At 64.5% G+C, this 15,655-nt stretch carries 14 protein-coding genes; 11 read left to right on the forward strand and 3 right to left on the reverse strand.

The features are described from left to right. Nucleotides 1-2,148 carry a type IV conjugative transfer system coupling protein TraD gene (gene traD, locus BJG93_RS22755; protein WP_027196486.1) on the reverse strand — a complete coding sequence of 716 codons (2,148 nt, stop codon included), beginning with the start codon at nt 2,146-2,148 and terminating at the stop codon, nt 1-3. Nucleotides 2,149-2,171: 23 nt separating this feature from the next. Continuing rightward, a complete protein-coding gene (gene mobH, locus BJG93_RS22760; RefSeq protein WP_027196487.1) occupies nt 2,172-4,328 on the reverse strand; it encodes a MobH family relaxase in 2,157 nt (718 codons plus the stop codon). 644 nt (nt 4,329-4,972) lie between these two features. On the opposite strand from mobH, the gene BJG93_RS22765 reads away from it, so the two are divergent. Genes BJG93_RS22765 through BJG93_RS22800 form a run of 8 tightly spaced genes read left to right on the forward strand, consistent with a single transcriptional unit; the run spans nt 4,973 to nt 12,184 of the window. Then, on the forward strand, nt 4,973-5,503 hold the full coding sequence (locus BJG93_RS22765) for a lytic transglycosylase domain-containing protein (protein WP_027196488.1): 531 nt from the start codon (nt 4,973-4,975) through the stop codon (nt 5,501-5,503). Continuing rightward, nucleotides 5,500-6,549 carry a CpaF family protein gene (locus BJG93_RS22770; protein WP_027196489.1) on the forward strand — a complete coding sequence of 350 codons (1,050 nt, stop codon included), beginning with the start codon at nt 5,500-5,502 and terminating at the stop codon, nt 6,547-6,549. The genes BJG93_RS22765 and BJG93_RS22770 overlap by 4 nt, the downstream gene beginning before the upstream one ends. Further along, nucleotides 6,542-6,964, forward strand: coding sequence for a hypothetical protein (locus BJG93_RS22775; protein WP_027196490.1), 423 nt, complete (start codon nt 6,542-6,544; stop codon nt 6,962-6,964). Before BJG93_RS22770 ends, BJG93_RS22775 begins: the two co-directional genes overlap by 8 nt. Nucleotides 6,965-6,975: 11 nt before the next feature. After that, a complete protein-coding gene (locus BJG93_RS22780) occupies nt 6,976-7,350 on the forward strand; it encodes a VirB3 family type IV secretion system protein (RefSeq protein ID WP_231337478.1) in 375 nt (124 codons plus the stop codon). Beyond that, the gene (locus BJG93_RS22785; protein ID WP_027196491.1) at nt 7,344-10,022 is read left to right on the forward strand and encodes a VirB4 family type IV secretion system protein; all 2,679 of its coding nucleotides are present in this window, start codon (nt 7,344-7,346) and stop codon (nt 10,020-10,022) included. Before BJG93_RS22780 ends, BJG93_RS22785 begins: the two co-directional genes overlap by 7 nt. Beyond that, a complete protein-coding gene (locus tag BJG93_RS22790; RefSeq protein WP_231337479.1) occupies nt 10,015-10,830 on the forward strand; it encodes a conjugal transfer protein TrbJ in 816 nt (271 codons plus the stop codon). The genes BJG93_RS22785 and BJG93_RS22790 overlap by 8 nt, the downstream gene beginning before the upstream one ends. An 11-nt stretch (nt 10,831-10,841) precedes the next feature. After that, nucleotides 10,842-11,126, forward strand: coding sequence for a hypothetical protein (locus BJG93_RS22795; RefSeq protein WP_027196493.1), 285 nt, complete (start codon nt 10,842-10,844; stop codon nt 11,124-11,126). Nucleotides 11,127-11,155: 29 nt separating this feature from the next. Further along, nucleotides 11,156-12,184: a type IV secretion system protein gene (locus BJG93_RS22800; RefSeq protein WP_027196494.1), complete on the forward strand. Its 1,029-nt coding sequence runs from the start codon at nt 11,156-11,158 to the stop codon at nt 12,182-12,184. A 3-nt stretch (nt 12,185-12,187) separates the two neighbouring features. Here BJG93_RS22800 and BJG93_RS22805 read toward each other — a convergent pair whose 3' ends face one another. Continuing rightward, nucleotides 12,188-12,457: a hypothetical protein gene (locus BJG93_RS22805; protein WP_027196495.1), complete on the reverse strand. Its 270-nt coding sequence runs from the start codon at nt 12,455-12,457 to the stop codon at nt 12,188-12,190. Nucleotides 12,458-12,532: 75 nt separating this feature from the next. Between BJG93_RS22805 and BJG93_RS22810 the strand changes: the two genes are divergently transcribed. The 3 genes from BJG93_RS22810 to BJG93_RS22820 are packed head-to-tail and all read left to right on the forward strand — an operon-like array spanning nt 12,533 to nt 15,641. Continuing rightward, on the forward strand, nt 12,533-13,279 hold the full coding sequence (locus BJG93_RS22810) for a VirB8/TrbF family protein (RefSeq protein ID WP_027196496.1): 747 nt from the start codon (nt 12,533-12,535) through the stop codon (nt 13,277-13,279). Beyond that, nucleotides 13,276-14,301 carry a TrbG/VirB9 family P-type conjugative transfer protein gene (locus BJG93_RS22815; RefSeq protein WP_027196497.1) on the forward strand — a complete coding sequence of 342 codons (1,026 nt, stop codon included), beginning with the start codon at nt 13,276-13,278 and terminating at the stop codon, nt 14,299-14,301. Before BJG93_RS22810 ends, BJG93_RS22815 begins: the two co-directional genes overlap by 4 nt. 2 nt (nt 14,302-14,303) lie before the next feature. Further along, complete coding sequence (locus BJG93_RS22820; protein ID WP_027196498.1) at nt 14,304-15,641, forward strand: TrbI/VirB10 family protein; 1,338 nt, start codon at nt 14,304-14,306, stop codon at nt 15,639-15,641. The last annotated feature ends 14 nt before the right edge of the window (nt 15,642-15,655 follow it).

Consider the following 15,655-nt stretch of genomic DNA (forward strand, 5'->3'; position numbering starts at 1 on the left):
TCAGAACCCGGCGCCCTTGCCTTCCACGGCCCAAGGACCAGAGGTCGAGGCCACCGCCTCCTCATTCGCATCGAACGGCATGAAGCTGCCCACCGCGCCACCAATGGCATCGGGCGACACGCCGCCCGCATCGTCGAATGGCGACACGGCGTTGACGTACGACGTATAGCGGGACCGCATGTCCGCCACCACGTCGTCCAGTCCAGGGAGAATGATGGGGTCATGTGCCTCGAGCAATGGCAGGCGCACCTTCACAAGCTGGCCGCCCTCAATGAGGGCGAACGCCTGACCCTTCGGCAACTGCGTCAGGTCGGACGCCTGCAGCATCGGCACCTGTCGCACCGAAATCTGGTCGTGTGTCTGGGCCGTGAAATGCACACCCTCGCCGCGCCGCACTGCGTCCGTCGCCGATGAGGCGAGCGTGAGCGATTTCACGTCGATCATCGGAAGCTGGTCGGTCAGGATCTTCGCGGTCGTCACGTATTTCACGCGCAGCATCACGAGCGTATTGAAGTTGCCGAAGATCTGTTCGGCCTTCGCGCGCGAGCCGATCTTCGCTTCTAGGTCAGCGCTCGTCTGCGTGTAGGCCGTAACCTGATAACCGGCACCGCCCGCCTTGTTGACCATCGGCACGAACTCGTCGCCGACCAGTTCGTTGAACTCGTCCGCGTGGATCGAGACGCGCCGCTTAGCGCCTCCCGTGCTCTGTCCGTAGCCGTGACCGTACTTGTAGATTCGACCGGCTGTCGACGTCAGATCCGCGAACATTGCGTTGCCGACCACACCAGCCACCTCGAAGTCCGACAAAGCATCTAGGCCGACATAGACAATCCCGCCGCGGTCCATCACTCGGTTCCAGTCGAACACAGGACGCGGATCATGAGGGTCGTTATAGTCGGGTGACAGCAGTTCCGATGTCCGGCCTGTGGTGAGCTTTTCCAGGAGCGGATAGAGCGACGAGACCAGCTTGTCGAAGTACGAGCGCTCGTTGCTAATGACCGAAAGCAGGCCATTGGCGATCGGATCGGTCCATCCCTGCTGCCTGATCAAGTTCGCCACCTGCAGGACTTCCTGGTTGCGCTGCAGACGCATCGCCTGCTTCGCCTCCTCCTTGTCGAGCGGCTCCAGCCCCTCTTCCCAACCTGAGTGATCGCGATCAAGCCAGAAGCGGAAGTACCGTAACGCCAGACCATCGATGTTCACCGCGTTCTGATAGATCATCTCGTAGGTCGGTCGGATGCCGAGCGCACTCATCGCCCGCGCCATCACATTCACGAAGCGCCAGACGAAGTCCCGGAACGCGGCCGACTGGCCCTCCTTCGGCAGGTTGCCGGCGATGCGCGTCGCTACCTCCGTGATCCGCGAATAGGTGCCGATTGGACTGTAGCGCGCTGACCTGTCGGGATAGCCCAGATGGAAGAACGTGAACTCGTTCTCGCGCCCGCAACGTTTCGCCTCGGCGTACATGCGCAGCAGCAGGTCAACGTCGCCCTTCGGATCGAACACGATCACAATGTCGCCGCGACGGATGTCCTGGGCAACCAGCACCTCGCACAGCCGGGTCTTGCCCACGCGCGTCGTGCCAAGCACCGCCATGTGCCCGACGCGCTCGCCGATGTCGAACCAGATGTCGCGCTCGTCCGGCTCGACGCCATGCAGCGCGGGGTCCCCTCCGACTGGCGGCAACGGCGCGGCCGGATTCCACCAGGCCTCGCGACAGGTCACACGCGCGATCCAGCTGTCGGGAGACCGGCGCTCATGATCCCGCGCCCGGTCGTACAGGTCATTGCGGGCAAGCAGCCGGCGGTTTTCGGGAAAACGGGCCTGATACAGGCGCTGCGTGTGCATGACGCTCCAGCGAAAGCCCCGCCCGAGAAATACCTCCTTGCTGGAGCACGGGATAACGCTTGCAGGGATCACATACTGCGGTAGGCGTCGGAGATTGCGCTGGAAACGGATCAGCCGCCATGCCTGTCGCCCGCGAACGCAGGCCAGTGACAGGAGCGCAAGGGTCGTGACGCCACCCGTGGCGGGCGTGATAAGGAAGAGCGCCGCGTGGGACCAGAGGATGCCGGTCGCTGCGAGCGCAGCCACGGAGGACAGCAGTTCAACGGGCCTGCGAAAGAAGTTCTCGACCGGATACGCCATCGCCGTTGTCCCGATGCCCCCGATCACACCTCAGACGACTGAGGCAAATCCGCCTCTTCCGTTGCGACCGCCTTCTGCTTCGACTGGATCATCACGTTCGGCGGTGGCACCGGATTGAAGAACCGCTCTGGCTCGGGAACGAGCATCACAGATAGCTGCCGACCGCCGGCTCCCTTGATGGTGTAGTGGAGCAGATAGGACCGGCCTGCGCCGCCGGCATCGGCTGTCACCGGATAGCCGGATTTCTGGAAATCGCGCTGGACCTGCTTCCACGGCTCCGGGGTCCGTCCATCTTCGGTGGGCGTCTGCTCGATCGCGTCGGGATGCGCCTGCGCGAAATCCCGGAAGATCGCCGGCGTCACAAGCAGCATGCCTTCCGGCACAAAATGCACACGGGCCATCGATTCGTTGTACGGCAACCCGCCCGTAGCCACTCCCTCCTGCACCCAGGCCATGAATCGTTCCGCATTCGGCCGCAGCAGCCGGGCACCCGCCCGAGCGGCAATGGATCGCGACGGCACCCGCCCCTTCTCGCGCGGGCGAACCGGCGCACTCACCTGATCCGGTATGGGTGCATCGTCGTTGCCCTTGCCGTGCGCCACGACCACTTCGTCATTGAGCGCGGCAGCGCTCTCTGCGTCCGGCAGATACGCCGGCTCGCCGTCGTTCATGGTCGAAGCACCGGCATCAGAAGCGGCCCACTCCCGCGACGCAGGCGAGTCATTGTCCGCTTTATGCGGAGCCCGCCGATCCGGTTCTTGGCGCGCTGTTGACGCCGCGGCGTCTGGCGCGTCGACGCTTTGATCTACCGCCGCCGTCACCGGGTCTCCGACTGGGGACGGCCCTTCCCGGTCACGCTCTGCGCTCGCGGCCAAGACACCGTCATCGGCGCGGTCGACACATTCAGACGCCGGTGTCCCCCCGGCGCCCACTTCGATGGTCTGAACCGAGCCCGCAGGCAGCGCGCGCGGGTAGTGAGCAGATTCGGCGTAGAGCCGATCAAGCGGAAAACGCAAAACCGTGAAGGTTTGCTTCCATGCGCCTATCGCGACTGCGATCGTCCAGATGGCACCGCCTTGCGGCGTGGGCACAAGCGCACCGTATTCCTGCCAGGTGTCGAAGAGCCGGTTATTGTCCGCCGGAATCCCTGCCGCGCCGCTCTGTTGCTGCTCATGCGAAGCGAGGCAAGCCCTGACGGCCTCGGCCAGCGTTTTCGCCACGCACCAGAGCGATTCGCCGTCGCAATAGCCGGTCGCGCCGGGGCGGTTGAGCGGCATACCGCCCTCGGCCAGAAGCCGTCGCAGCCCCTCCATCAGCCGCTCGATCAGCGGCACCGCGCGTGCCGAGGCGAACCGCGTACGGGGGCCGGCCAGCAGATTTTCCGCGACCGAGCGGCGATCCGCGTCACCCACGATCTTCGCGAGCGCGCTGTCTTTCGAACTGGCCTCTCCGGACAGGTATGCAGCCAGTTCCTGCAGCACGGGCGGATATTGGGCCAGCCAACTCAACGACGCCGGTGGCACGAGGCGCTGCAGCAGCACGATGGCGAGACGCGAATGAGCACCGTAATCGCGCTCGCCGGGCGCGGGGAAATCCACGCAGTACCACGCGCCACCCTGCTCGTTCATGCTGCCGGCCATCGGCACCCAGAGACGGACGTCATGCCCGATGGCCAGTTCGACTTTCAGGTCCGCGAGCGGCTTGCCGATGTCGTGCAGCAACGCCCCGACCAGAACCCCATAACTGCACCGCGCGTGATGCTGCGTCTGGTCTTCGGGACTCGCCCCGAGCGGCAGCCGGTACCCCTCACGGAAATGCAGCGCATAGCGCGCCACCTCGAGCAGGTGGATCAGCAGCCCACCCGGTTGCGCGTGATGATGCGACTCAGACGCGGGCAGAAGCTGTACGAATTCCGCGAGTCGCTGCAGCAACGGTTCGAGGTCGCGCTGCTCGCTCTCAGGCGACAGGCCGAGACTGCTGGCGATACGGTGGACTGTCCCCTCCACACCCGTTCGCTGAATCAGCTCACGGTATCCCAGTACCGGCAGATACTTTGGCGAAGGCGGCACGCTGTGCCTGGCAGGCGGCGCGGGCGGTGCAGCCGGCGGCACCGGCGGCATCGTCTGCACCATCGACGATCGTGGCAACTTCAACCAGTTAAGGGCATTGACAAAAGCCATGTGGGGTTTCCAGCAGAACGGGATTCGCCTCGGTCATGAGGCAGGCGACTCAACGTGTCGCATGGTTCAACCGTACGCACTGGCCCGCAGCGCCTGCCGCAAATGGCTGCACGAGAACGTGCCGCGCCGCGCAGTCATGCTGACTGGACAGATGGCCCTGATTACGCGCCGCCGCGTTTCCTTTCCCGGCCTTCTGCGGCAAAGGCCGTGGCGTTTTTCGCCCTTGCTCCAAAACCCATTTTTGCCCTTCGCCATTTGCGCCTTTGAGCGGGTGATGCGACTCATCCCAGCATCACCCGCGGCCTTTGGATTGGGCCCTTCCCTTTGAGCCGTCCTTTGTTTCCCTTGCCTTTGCGGCCTTCTGCAGACGCCTTTGCATTGAGCTGGACGGGTGGCCCCACGCGAAACGGGCCGATATGCGGCCCCCCAAAAAACCTGCTCGCCCCACTGCGAATACGGGCAGGCATCCGGCCCAGTCGCGCGTCTTCGCTGCCTACAGTGAACCCGTCGGTCCTTCCCCCTGGGCCGACGCGCGCTGTTGGCCTGCCGGAGTGCTCCCCGCGCCCGGCAGGTCCTTTTTCTCTGATGGCTGGCGCGGCCAGGTCGTGGTCACTGGATCACACCCATGAACAGACGAGGTCAAGGTGAAGCGTGTAGGGATCATTCTTGCTAGTGTCGTGCTCAGCGGCTCGGCCGCTACTACCCGGGCCGACTGCATCGACGACGCCGCGCGGTTTCATCACGTGAACGCACGGCTCGTTCGCGCGATTGCCACCATCGAATCCGGACAGCACGCGAATGTCGTCCACCTGAACGCAGACGGCACGACCGACATCGGCCTCATGCAGATCAACAGCCGGTGGCTCGCTACCCTCTCGCGCTTCGGGATCTCGCGGGCGGACCTCCATGACCGCTGCACCAACGCCTACGTCGGCGCGTGGGTCCTGTCGCAGAACCTCCGCCATCTCGGCCTCACGTGGGATGCCGTGGGCGCCTATAACGCCGGCACATACGTGAAGCGCGTTGCTTACGCGCGCCGCGTCTATCGCGCACTCAACACGGCCCCGCCCCTGCCGTCCGCGCAGGCTACTCCGCTCGCGGTGCAGGACCCGGGGTTGATCGCGAAGCTGTCCCAGCCGATCACGTGGGGCGCTACATGGGGAGCTGCGCGATGAGCCGGCTCACGTACGAATACGCGATCGAGGTACTGAACGACTACCTCGGCCCGCTTCAACCGATGCTGGCCGATCCGGACGTGCAGGAGATCATGATCAACCGCGCCGATGCGATCTTCGTCGAGCGCAACGGGAAAGTAACGTATGTCCCCGGCTGCGACCTGGATCCGGACGCGCTGGATCGCGCCATCACGATTCTCGCGAACATTAATGCCAAGGAGCAGACGCCGCTGCTCGATGCCCGACTGCCGGGTCTGCGCATTGCCGCCGCCCGGCATCCTGTGGCCGTCCATGGCGACATGATGTCGATCCGCAAGCACACGCGCCGCCGCATTGGACTCGCCGATTATGAGCGCAGCGGGGCATTCGACGTGCTGCCAGATACGAAGTCGCCCGCCGCGCGCCGCCACAATACCGCGCTACTGGGCCGTCTCGCATCGGGCGGCGCCGCGCTGCGCGAGTTCTTTGAATGGGTCATGCGCGAGCGGATCAACGTCGCATTCTCCGGTGGCACCTCATCCGGCAAGACCACGATGCTCAACGCGATGATCGATGCCATGCCGCAGGAGGACCGCGTCATCACGATCGAGGACACGGCCGAACTGCAGGTGCATGCGCCCAATTACGTCGCGTTCGAGACCAATCTCGGCATCACCATCCGCGACCTTGTCCGCTTTTCGCTGCGCGTGCGCCCTGACCGCATCATCGTCGGCGAGGTCCGTGGTGCCGAAGCCTTCGACCTGATGGAAGCACTCAACACCGGGCACCCCGGCTCGATCGTCTCGTTCCATGCCGACTCGTCCGACACCGCCCCCGCGCGGCTGGAGTCGCTCATCCGCATGAGCGACGAAGGACGGCTCCTGTCGATTGACGACCTACGCCAGAAGATCGCCTCCACGTTCCGGTTCTTCGTGCACGCAGAACGCCAGGGCGCGGTGCGCGGCCCGGTCGAAATCCGCGAGGTGCTCCGTGCAGCGGACGGCCGCTATCAGACCCGGTGCCTCTTTTCCCGCTTCGCCTCCCACGAGGAGCTGGCCCATGCATGAATCACGTCAACGGGGCCGGTGGCTCCGTGCCGCCCGACTCTTCATCACCGCGCTTCGCGACCGTTGTGTGGATCTGCGCGACGCGTGGCGAACCGTTGTCACCCGTCATCACCGTGCACTGCGCCTGTTCTTCACGGCCTTCTGGCTCGCTTTAATTCCGACCATCGCGCACGCGGGGATCTGGAACGGCGGGCTATGCACTGTGTACCAGGACGTGCTCGATAACGAGCTGCTCGAGGTCGTGTCGCTCTCGGCGCTCGTCGGCTCGATCGTGCTGTGGCTGCTCGACGATGGTCGCAGCAACATCAAGACGCATGTGCTGCGCGGCGTGCTCGGCACGCTCGCGATCCTGAACATGCCGCTGCTGTGGGCTCAGGTGTTCAACCACGGCGCTGCCTGCACGGGCACCATCTGACGAGGTTCGGCATGGATACGCATCGTCCCGACGCACGTGACGCATCCGTCGGCTCCGTCGATCCGCCGGATCCACCTGACCCACTTGCCGCGCGCGTTCGAAAGACCATGCTCGAACAGTTCCTGCTGCTCGGCATCGACCGCAAATGGTGCATCGCACAGGGTGCCATCGTCATCACGTTCGCCGCAGGCCTGCGCAACGGCTGGGTACTGCTCGCGGTGCTGGTCACGCATCCCGTATTGTGGCTCGCCGTGCGGCGCGATCCCGACCAGATCCGCTGCTATGCGAAATACAGCCGGCAGGGCGACTACTACGAGCCGCGTCAACTGCTGCGCCAGAAGATCAATGCCCGCCCGAAAGGCTTCGCCCGGGGGATGCCGTGCTAAAGCCCACCCGCTCGCCGTTTGACGCCGAGTCGCTCGCACAGGTCGCGCAACGCACCGATGGCGATCGCCGTTCCACCGCCGAGATGGTGCCGTGGCTCTTTCGCTTCAGCGACACGCTCATCGTCAACAAGGACTCGTCGGTGATGGCGAGCTATGAGTTCTCAGGACCGGACGCGGACGCGTTGTCGACCGGCCATGTCCTCGAACTGATGGAGAACCTGATCACGTCACTGCGTGACATCGCCCGCCGGCCCGTCACGATGTGGTGGACGATTCACCGCCGCCGCAGCGCGCGCTATCTCACCGCACCGATGCCAGACCCGGTGGCGCAACGGGTCGACGATGCCCGGCGCGAAACGTTCGAGCGCGACGCCAATTACACGAACCGTCATTTCGTGACGTTCACGCTGGCCCCGGACGTCGGCATCGACCGGTTCGCCGGCAAGATCACGCATGGCATGACACATGACGGGCTGTCGATCGCAGAGTCGCTGATGCAGGCCGTGCGCGGCACGTTCTCCGACCAGTACCTGTTCGCGTATACGGCGTCAGAGCTGGCTGCCGTCGTCGAGACCTTCGAGAACATCCTGTTCGGCTTCATCGCGAGCAACCCGCGCCTGGCCTGCCGACGCCTGAGTGGTCCGGCACTTGGTGCGTTCATGCACGCGTGCTGCTCCCCGCCGAGCGATCGCGTATCGGCCGTGCCCATACCGGACATCCCCGCACTCGACCTCGCGATGTGCGATACGGAGGTCCGGCCAGGTCACGACTACCTGCACTTCTATTCGCATGGCCACCAGCGCTTCGCTATTGCGGCGGGTATTCCTGCCCGCCGCGACTTCTGGCCAGACACCGTGTTGCCCACGAGCCTGGACGGCCTGCTGAAGGTGCCCGGGGAACTCACGGTCAGCCACTGCTTCCGTCTCGCCACGCCCACCGCCGCGATGCGTTTCATCGACAGCGTGCGCCGCTATCATGAGAGCCGCCGGCTCGACACGCGTTCACTGCTCGCCGCTACGCTGCGCGGTGGCGACACGTCAGGCGCCCGACAGAACCAGTCTCGCTCCGCCGCCGCAGACGACGCGAACCGACGCGTGGGCAAGGTCGAGATGGCCGAGGAGATGTACGGGTATTACAACCTGTCCGCGCTTTCCTTCTCGCCCGTTTTCGAAACGGCGCCGTTCGATGACAGCACGGCCGTCGAAGCCGCGTGGGCGCAGGTGGTCATGACCCACCGCGCCGTCGAGGAAGCGCTGCGAGCCGCGCACTTCGCGCCCGTGCGCGAAACGCTTCACGCGTTCTCGGCCTTCGCGACGAGCATCCCCGGCATGTGGCGCGAATGCGCGCGCTGGTCGTTCATCGATACCGCGGCGCTTGCCCGCCTGCTGCCGCTGCGCGGTGTCTCCGAAGGGCACCCGATCAACGCGCACCTGACGAAGGAAACCGGCACGCGCTGCCCGGCGCTCGCCGCGTTTCCGACCGAGTTCGGCACGCCCTACTGGTTCACCGCCTTCCTGGCCGATGTCGGGCACATGCTGGTCTGTGGCCGCACCGGATTCGGCAAGACGATCTTCATGCTGCTGTGCGCGACGCTCTTTCGCAAGTACCCGAACGCCTGGCTGTACGGATTCGACAAGGACCTGTCGATGCGCATCCCGACCATCCTGCAGGGCGGCCGGTACCTGCAGTTCGATCATGGCGCAGCCGGCGCTTCGGCGGACGAGCACGCGCAAATGAACCCGCTCATGTTGCTCGCGGACCCGCGCCACATCGAGTTCCTCGCCGAATGGATCGCGATGCTGGCGCAGCAGCGCGGCACCTATCGCGTGACGGCGGGCGACCGCCGCGAACTCGAGAAGGCGCTTGCCGCGACGCGCAGCCGCGCCGACCGACGACTGTGGCGACTGCGCACCGTCCACGCGTCGCTACCCGCGGGGCCGCTTACCGACGAGCTGGCCCTTTGGGTGGGCGCCGCCGTACACGCGCATTACTTCGACAACCTTAACGACAGTTTCGACGACACGCGATGGGTGTCGATGGCAACCGACCGGATTCTCGCGAACCCTGTGATCGCGCGGCCGTTCCTGTCATATGTGACGTACCGCATCCAGGATTCGATGGAACAGCGGCGTGCCAGGGGCGTCATCGGCCCCACACTCGTGATGCTTCCCGAGATCTGGAACCTGTTGGATGACGATGCGTTCGCCGCGCAGATCGGCAACTGGATCGTCACGATGCGCAAGAAGCTCGGCTGCGTCTGGATGGATGCGCAGTCACCCGAACAGGTCTCGACCTCGAAAATCTGGCCGCAGATCCGGGACAACGTGCTCGTACGCGTATTCGTGCCGGTCGACAATTTCACGCCGTCCGCGAAAACCGCCTATCAGCGCGACTTCGGTCTTTCCGACGGACAGATCCGCACGATCCAGCAGCTCATCGCGAAGCGGGACTACTTCATTACCGAACAGGGCGGTGTATCGCGCCGAATTTCGGTGCCGCTCGATCCGGCATCAATCGCCATCCTCCGGTCGGAGTTGAGCGCGCAGCTGATGTTCGACCGGCACCTGCATTCCGGCCATCCGGACTGGAAGGCACGGTACATCGAGGAGGCCATGGCACAGTCCAGCATGGACACGACGGCATTGGCCGAACCGGAGGCCCATCATGCGTGAGCCCGTACTTCGTCGAGCCGGCATGGCCGCAGCCCTCGCCCTGGTCCTGGTCCTGGTCTTTCACACGGACACTGTTCGCGCTGGCGGCGGGATGACGGGCGGCGCGACAGAAATCACGCAGTTGCTGAACCACGCCGAGCTCGTTTCGTCGGTCGCCCAGCAGGCGCAGATGGTGGAGCAGAACGTTCAGGCGCAGATCACCCGCCTGCAGCAGTACGTCACGATGGCCCAGAACCTGAAGCAGGTTCCGGCGTCGCTGATCGACCAGACACTCGCCCCCTACCGCACGCAGATCACGAACTTCCAGTCTCTCTCCACCGCCATCACACAGCTCGAGCAGGCGGCGAGCGCCACGAGCAGCCTGTTCGGCCGCAGCCTCACCGAGATGAATACGACGGGCATGTCGCCTGCCCTGTGGCTGTCGGCTTATTCGTCGCTGGCCTCGGCGCGCGGCGGCATCTACCAGCAGCAACTAACGCAGGACATGCAGAACCTCGACACGCTCGCCGACCGCGCGCGGAACCTGCAGCAGATCCAGTCGCAGATTCCGAACGTCACGGGCGCCGTGCAGGGCCTGCAGATGCTGAACCAGCAGTCGAACGTGCTCGCAGGCGAGATGGTCGATCTGCATGCGCTCATGCAGCGGCAGGTCGCGCAGCAGATGCAGGACCACATCGCACAGTCGCAGGCCCAGGGTAACGCGGCCAGGCTCGCCGCCGCGCGCGCCGCGGGGCTCGGCCAGGTTAACCAGCAGGAGCAGCAGACGACACAGGGCGCGCCCGACTTCGATCTGCTGCAGGACCAGTAGGAGGTGCGGCCGTGCTGTTGCGCTGGCTGATCCGCCACCTGTGTACAACACCCGCCGAGCTACGTGTGGTGCTGCACGCCATCCGCGAATACCGGCTTCGCAGTGTCATTCCGTTCGATCAGCGCGATCCGGGCTGGACGTTCGACCGGCGCATTACCCGCAGCGTCCGGCTGTCGCTGCTCGTCGGGCTGCTGGTGGTGCATGCGGAAAATCCGCAGGTTTTTGCGGCGGCCTGGATCGCACTGCCGCTCGCCCTGCTGCTCGGGCTGTTGCGCCTTGCCGGCGGTCTGCGGTAGCGGCGTCCCATTGCCAACTGGACCAGGTCATGAACGACGTCATCTCCGTGCTCAACGCCCTCTTCGCCGCGATGCAGGCGAAGGGCACGAGCCTGCAGACGCTCTTCCTCTCCGACGGCATTGACCTGCTTGCCGCGCTGGGCCTTGTCATGGCGACATGGCACGTGTTCCTGTGGCTGCTCGAAGGGGACTTCCCCGGCTTCTTCGCGAACATGTTCCGCCACCTGATCAAATGCGCCGTCATCCTCGTGATGCTCACGGCCTGGTCGACCACGGTGCATAGCTACTTCGTCGACAACATGCAGACCATGGCCTCGCGCGTGTCCGGTGGCGAAGGCGACCCCGGTGACCTGCTGCGAGCGTTGGTCAACGCCGCCTCGACCATCATGCAGGGCGTACGCACCGAGGCGGCCCAGGTCTGCGAGCAGGTGCCGGACGTCACACCTGACGGCGTCGTAATCCCGAACACGGAACATCAGGTATGCGGGACCACAAGCGATGCGGGGGCGAATTCGGCAGGCCTGAACTCAATCTGGACCCTCATCAAGAACCTACCGCTCGTCCTGCTCACGTTCCTTGCCAAAGCGCTTGCGATCGTTGCGATCACGCTCATGACGATGATCTTCGTGGTCGTTGTGCAATTTGGTTCGTTTCTGCTCGACATCGCCTTCTGCCTCGGACCCGTACTCATCCCCTGGTACGTGCTGCCGGCCGGCGATTTTCTCTTCGATGGCTGGCTTCGCTTCACAATTTCCGCGGGACTATTCAAAGTCGTCGCGTGGCTGATGATGGCGATCGTCTATAGCGGCGTGTTGCCGGGCATCCAGAGTCTCGTGCAACAAAGCGCGACGCAGAGCGGCACGAACAGCGACGCGTACTACGCGACAAACTACCTCGCGATGCTGGCGCTCGCACTCGTCTGCGGTGTGGGGGCTTTCATGATGTGGCAGGTGCCCGAAATCGCCCGCGCGGTTGTATCAGGCAGTGGCGGAGGTGGGGCCGGCGGATTCGGCAAGGGATTAATCGGCCGAAATATCACCCCTAAATCGTTAAGGTGAAATTCAATGATGGCGATGCTTTGCGCTTTGTTGAGTCACGTAGTACGCGTTCCGCTCTTCGTCCAGTCGACGTTGACGGTCCGCGTCTGCGCGCAGCCACTCCTCTCTTTCCCTTGGAGTGGTGCTCATCCACGCCCAAAGAATGAACACGACCGCACCCGCAAGCATCATCGCCACGCCGAAATGCTGCGCGCCGACCTGGAACAGGACGAAGGTCGCGAACAGCAGGATCGGCAATACGAAGTACAGGAGGAGGATCTTGAGCTTTGCCATAGCTGCACCCTTGCAGCAGGTGAATTGGGTCTCAGTGTAGCACCGAGCGCATGCTGCTGCCGGAAGGGTTGAGCCATGCGCAAACACTTGCCCTCCCGCTCGTCTTCCGGCACCCAGACGCCCGCCGCCGACCTTCCGTCGCCACCGCATACTACCGAAGCGGTAACAGCCTGGTTTGCAGCCTTCCAGCGCCCCCTCTGGGAAAAGCGGCTCGCAATCAAGGTGGCCGCCGCGTTCGCGCTGATCGCTGCCGGTGAATGCGCTGCACTGATCGTGCAGAGCGCGCAAAGCGGCCCGCGTCCGTATTTTGTCGAACACGACGAGAAGAGTGGCGCCGTATGGGTCTCCGACCGGTACGCCGAAACCTACTCGGTCACCGCGGCGAACAAGCGCTATTTCCTCGTGAAATGGGCGTCGCGCGCCTTCACGATCGAAGCGGACAGCCAGGACACGCTCACGCGCCAGATCCCGGCCGCATTCGGCTGGACGTCGGGCGCCGCCACGCAAGAGCTGGAAACGTACATTACCGCGACCGATCCGGTCGCGCAGCGCGTCGTGCAGACGCCCGGCCTCACCCGCGAATTCATCGAGAACTCCACCTCGTTCTCACCCGATGGACAGGTCGCCTACCTGATCTTCACGTTGATCGAGAGCGTGAACGGCAAGCCGTCCCGCCCGAAACAGATGCTGCTCACGGTCAGTTTCCTGCTCGCACCCGAGACGCTGAAACCCGGCGAGGAAAAGGACAACCCGATCGGACTCCGCATCACCCACTTCAGCCTCACGCCCTATCTGGGCGTCAATCCCGGAGCCACGCAATGAAGCTTCTTCTTTCGACCGCGTGCGTCACGGTGCTCCTTGCGATGTGCGCCGCGACGGCCCGGGCCCAGGACGCGGCACCATCGCCTGCGCCGTCTGCGCCACTGCCCGCAAGTATGGTGACGACAGTCCCGACGCAGCCCGCGGAGAATGCCGTTCGCACGCCGACGCCGCGACCCCGCGCCCGACACGCGCTCGCGTCCCGTGCGCACATTAACGGTCCATATCCGGCGCCCGACGATTCGTCGCTCGTCGTCTACGACTATGATCCGGACTACCTCTATCCCGTACTTGTGCGCACCAACGAGGAAACGCACCTGGTGTTCGGCCCCGACGAGGAAGTCACCGGCGTCTACCTGTCCGATACGGGCAAGCGCTGGCTCGAGCATACGGCGCTCACCAAGCGCGATGTGTTCATCGAGGCGCGCCTGCCCGGGCTCGACAATGCCGCGACGATCATCACGTCGCGCCGGCGCTACGAACTGGACCTGCGCTCATCGGACAATGGGACGGTCTATCATCGCATCTCGTGGCACTACCTCGATACCGATGCGCAAATGACAGCGGGACAGGTCTCGCCCTTCGGCATCGAGTACCCGGGTAACGCTCCTGCGCAAAGCACGGGCGAACAGGCGAACGGAGGCGCGCAGGCGGGGGCGCCTGGCGATGCGCGCTCAGGCGGCCCGCGCATCGCACTCGACCAGGCGAACTTCGACTATCGCCTGGAGGGAGATGCACCGTTCACGCCAGTGACCGTTTTTGACGATGGAAGGTTCACGTATCTGCAGTTTTCCCACCACGCCGAACTGCCCGCGATCCTGCTGATGGACGATAAGGGCCATGCTGAGATCGCCAGCTTCGTGCCGGTCGGCAACGACCTGTTCGAGGTGCAGCAAATCGCCCCATACGGCCTGCTGCTCAAACGCGGCAAAGAGGAAGTGCGGGTCTTTAACGGTCGGGGCAAAGGCTGCGGACTGTTCGGCTGTGACTCGGCCCGCATGAAGAACATCTACGGGAAACCGTGAACATGGCCGCCCCGGAAAAAAGCGGCACCCCGCTCACGCCTGAGCCAGCCAGGCTCACACGCATCCGCCGGAACCTCGCGAAAACGCTGCTCATCGCGCTGTGCTCCGCACTGCTCGCGATCGTCCTGGTGCACGCGCTGTCCCATCCGCACGAGACCGCGGCCGAGCGGCGCGAGCGCGAGCAGATTGAGGCGGATGCGCGGCAGCCGAAGGCCTCACCGGATGCCATCCGCAAGCGCCTCGAAGACCAGCGGAACCTGGCGCTGGCACGCGCGGGCGATGCCGCATCGGCAGCCAGCGCCCCGCTCGGCGGCACACCGCTCGACGGCATCCCCAAGGGCGTGCCCGGAGACGATGCCGGCCCGCTGCCCCGAAACTACCGGACGTCTGGTCCAGGCACCCCCGATCACGACGCCGATCGACTCGCGCTGCAACGGCAGATCGACGCCATGCAGAGCCAGTCGCTCGTCGCTTACGAGGATACGGGTGGAGGCAACGGCTACCCGTCCGCAGAGAATGGGCTGTCGCCCGACCACATCGCGGGCAGCCTGGCGCACCTTTCCGGCTTGCAGGCAGCGCCAGGCAGCCCATCACCGGGTGGTGGTTCCTCGGAGACGACCTTGTCAGGTCTCTCGCCCGCCAATGTATCGAGCGCCACCGACCGGCGCAACGCCGACTGGGTCAGACAGCAGGGCGACGCGACTGACGATGCGAAGCCGCTGGTTCCGGTCCCCATCGATTCGCCGTACATGGTGATGGGCGGCACACCGATTCCCACGGTGATCCTGCAGGGCGCGAAAAGCGACATGCCCGGTACCTTCCGCGCGATGGTTGACCGCGACATTTATGACAGCATCGACGGAAGCTGCAAGCTGATCCCGAAGGGCACGCGGATTCTCGGTCGGACAAACAACGATGTCGCGATCGGACAGGATCTGATGCTCATGGCTGCCACCCGGATGATCTTCCGGCACGCGACCATGCGTCTCGACGGGCTCACGGGCAACGATCCCGACGGCGAAGCGGGCGTCACCGCCGAGGTCAACAACCACTTCTTCAAAATTTTCGGGTCGACCTTCCTGATCGCCGGCGTCGCCGCCTGGATCGGCCACAACCAGAGTCAACAGAGCGGCACCACGATCAACATCAACGGAGGCGCGTCGACCGATCTGTCGGAAGCGGCAGCACAGTCCCTGTCGCAAACGACCCAGACCATTCTCCAGCGCAACATGAACATTCAGCCGACCCTGAAGCTGGAGCCCGGTCAACGCATCACATTCATCACACAGCGGGACATGATGCTGTCGCCTAACGTCACTGACGGCATTTGCAATCGATGAAATATTCAGTCACC

Origin of the sequence: Paraburkholderia sprentiae WSM5005 (genome assembly GCF_001865575.2) — a bacterium.
In the GTDB taxonomy this organism is placed as follows: domain Bacteria; phylum Pseudomonadota; class Gammaproteobacteria; order Burkholderiales; family Burkholderiaceae; genus Paraburkholderia; species Paraburkholderia sprentiae.

Bases quoted from the DNA above. Each gene is read 5' to 3' on its own strand.
- traD (WP_027196486.1), bottom strand. From the start codon at position 2,148: ATGGCGTATCCGGTCGAGAACTTCTTTCGCAGGCCCGTTGAACTGCTG.
- mobH (WP_027196487.1), bottom strand. From the start codon at position 4,328: ATGGCTTTTGTCAATGCCCTTAACTGGTTGAAGTTGCCACGATCGTCG.
- BJG93_RS22770 (WP_027196489.1), top strand. From the start codon at position 5,500: ATGAGCCGGCTCACGTACGAATACGCGATCGAGGTACTGAACGACTAC.
- BJG93_RS22775 (WP_027196490.1), top strand. From the start codon at position 6,542: ATGCATGAATCACGTCAACGGGGCCGGTGGCTCCGTGCCGCCCGACTC.
- BJG93_RS22780 (WP_231337478.1), top strand. From the start codon at position 6,976: ATGGATACGCATCGTCCCGACGCACGTGACGCATCCGTCGGCTCCGTC.
- BJG93_RS22790 (WP_231337479.1), top strand. From the start codon at position 10,015: ATGCGTGAGCCCGTACTTCGTCGAGCCGGCATGGCCGCAGCCCTCGCC.
- BJG93_RS22800 (WP_027196494.1), top strand. From the start codon at position 11,156: ATGAACGACGTCATCTCCGTGCTCAACGCCCTCTTCGCCGCGATGCAG.
- BJG93_RS22805 (WP_027196495.1), bottom strand. From the start codon at position 12,457: ATGGCAAAGCTCAAGATCCTCCTCCTGTACTTCGTATTGCCGATCCTG.
- BJG93_RS22810 (WP_027196496.1), top strand. From the start codon at position 12,533: ATGCGCAAACACTTGCCCTCCCGCTCGTCTTCCGGCACCCAGACGCCC.
- BJG93_RS22815 (WP_027196497.1), top strand. From the start codon at position 13,276: ATGAAGCTTCTTCTTTCGACCGCGTGCGTCACGGTGCTCCTTGCGATG.
- BJG93_RS22820 (WP_027196498.1), top strand. From the start codon at position 14,304: ATGGCCGCCCCGGAAAAAAGCGGCACCCCGCTCACGCCTGAGCCAGCC.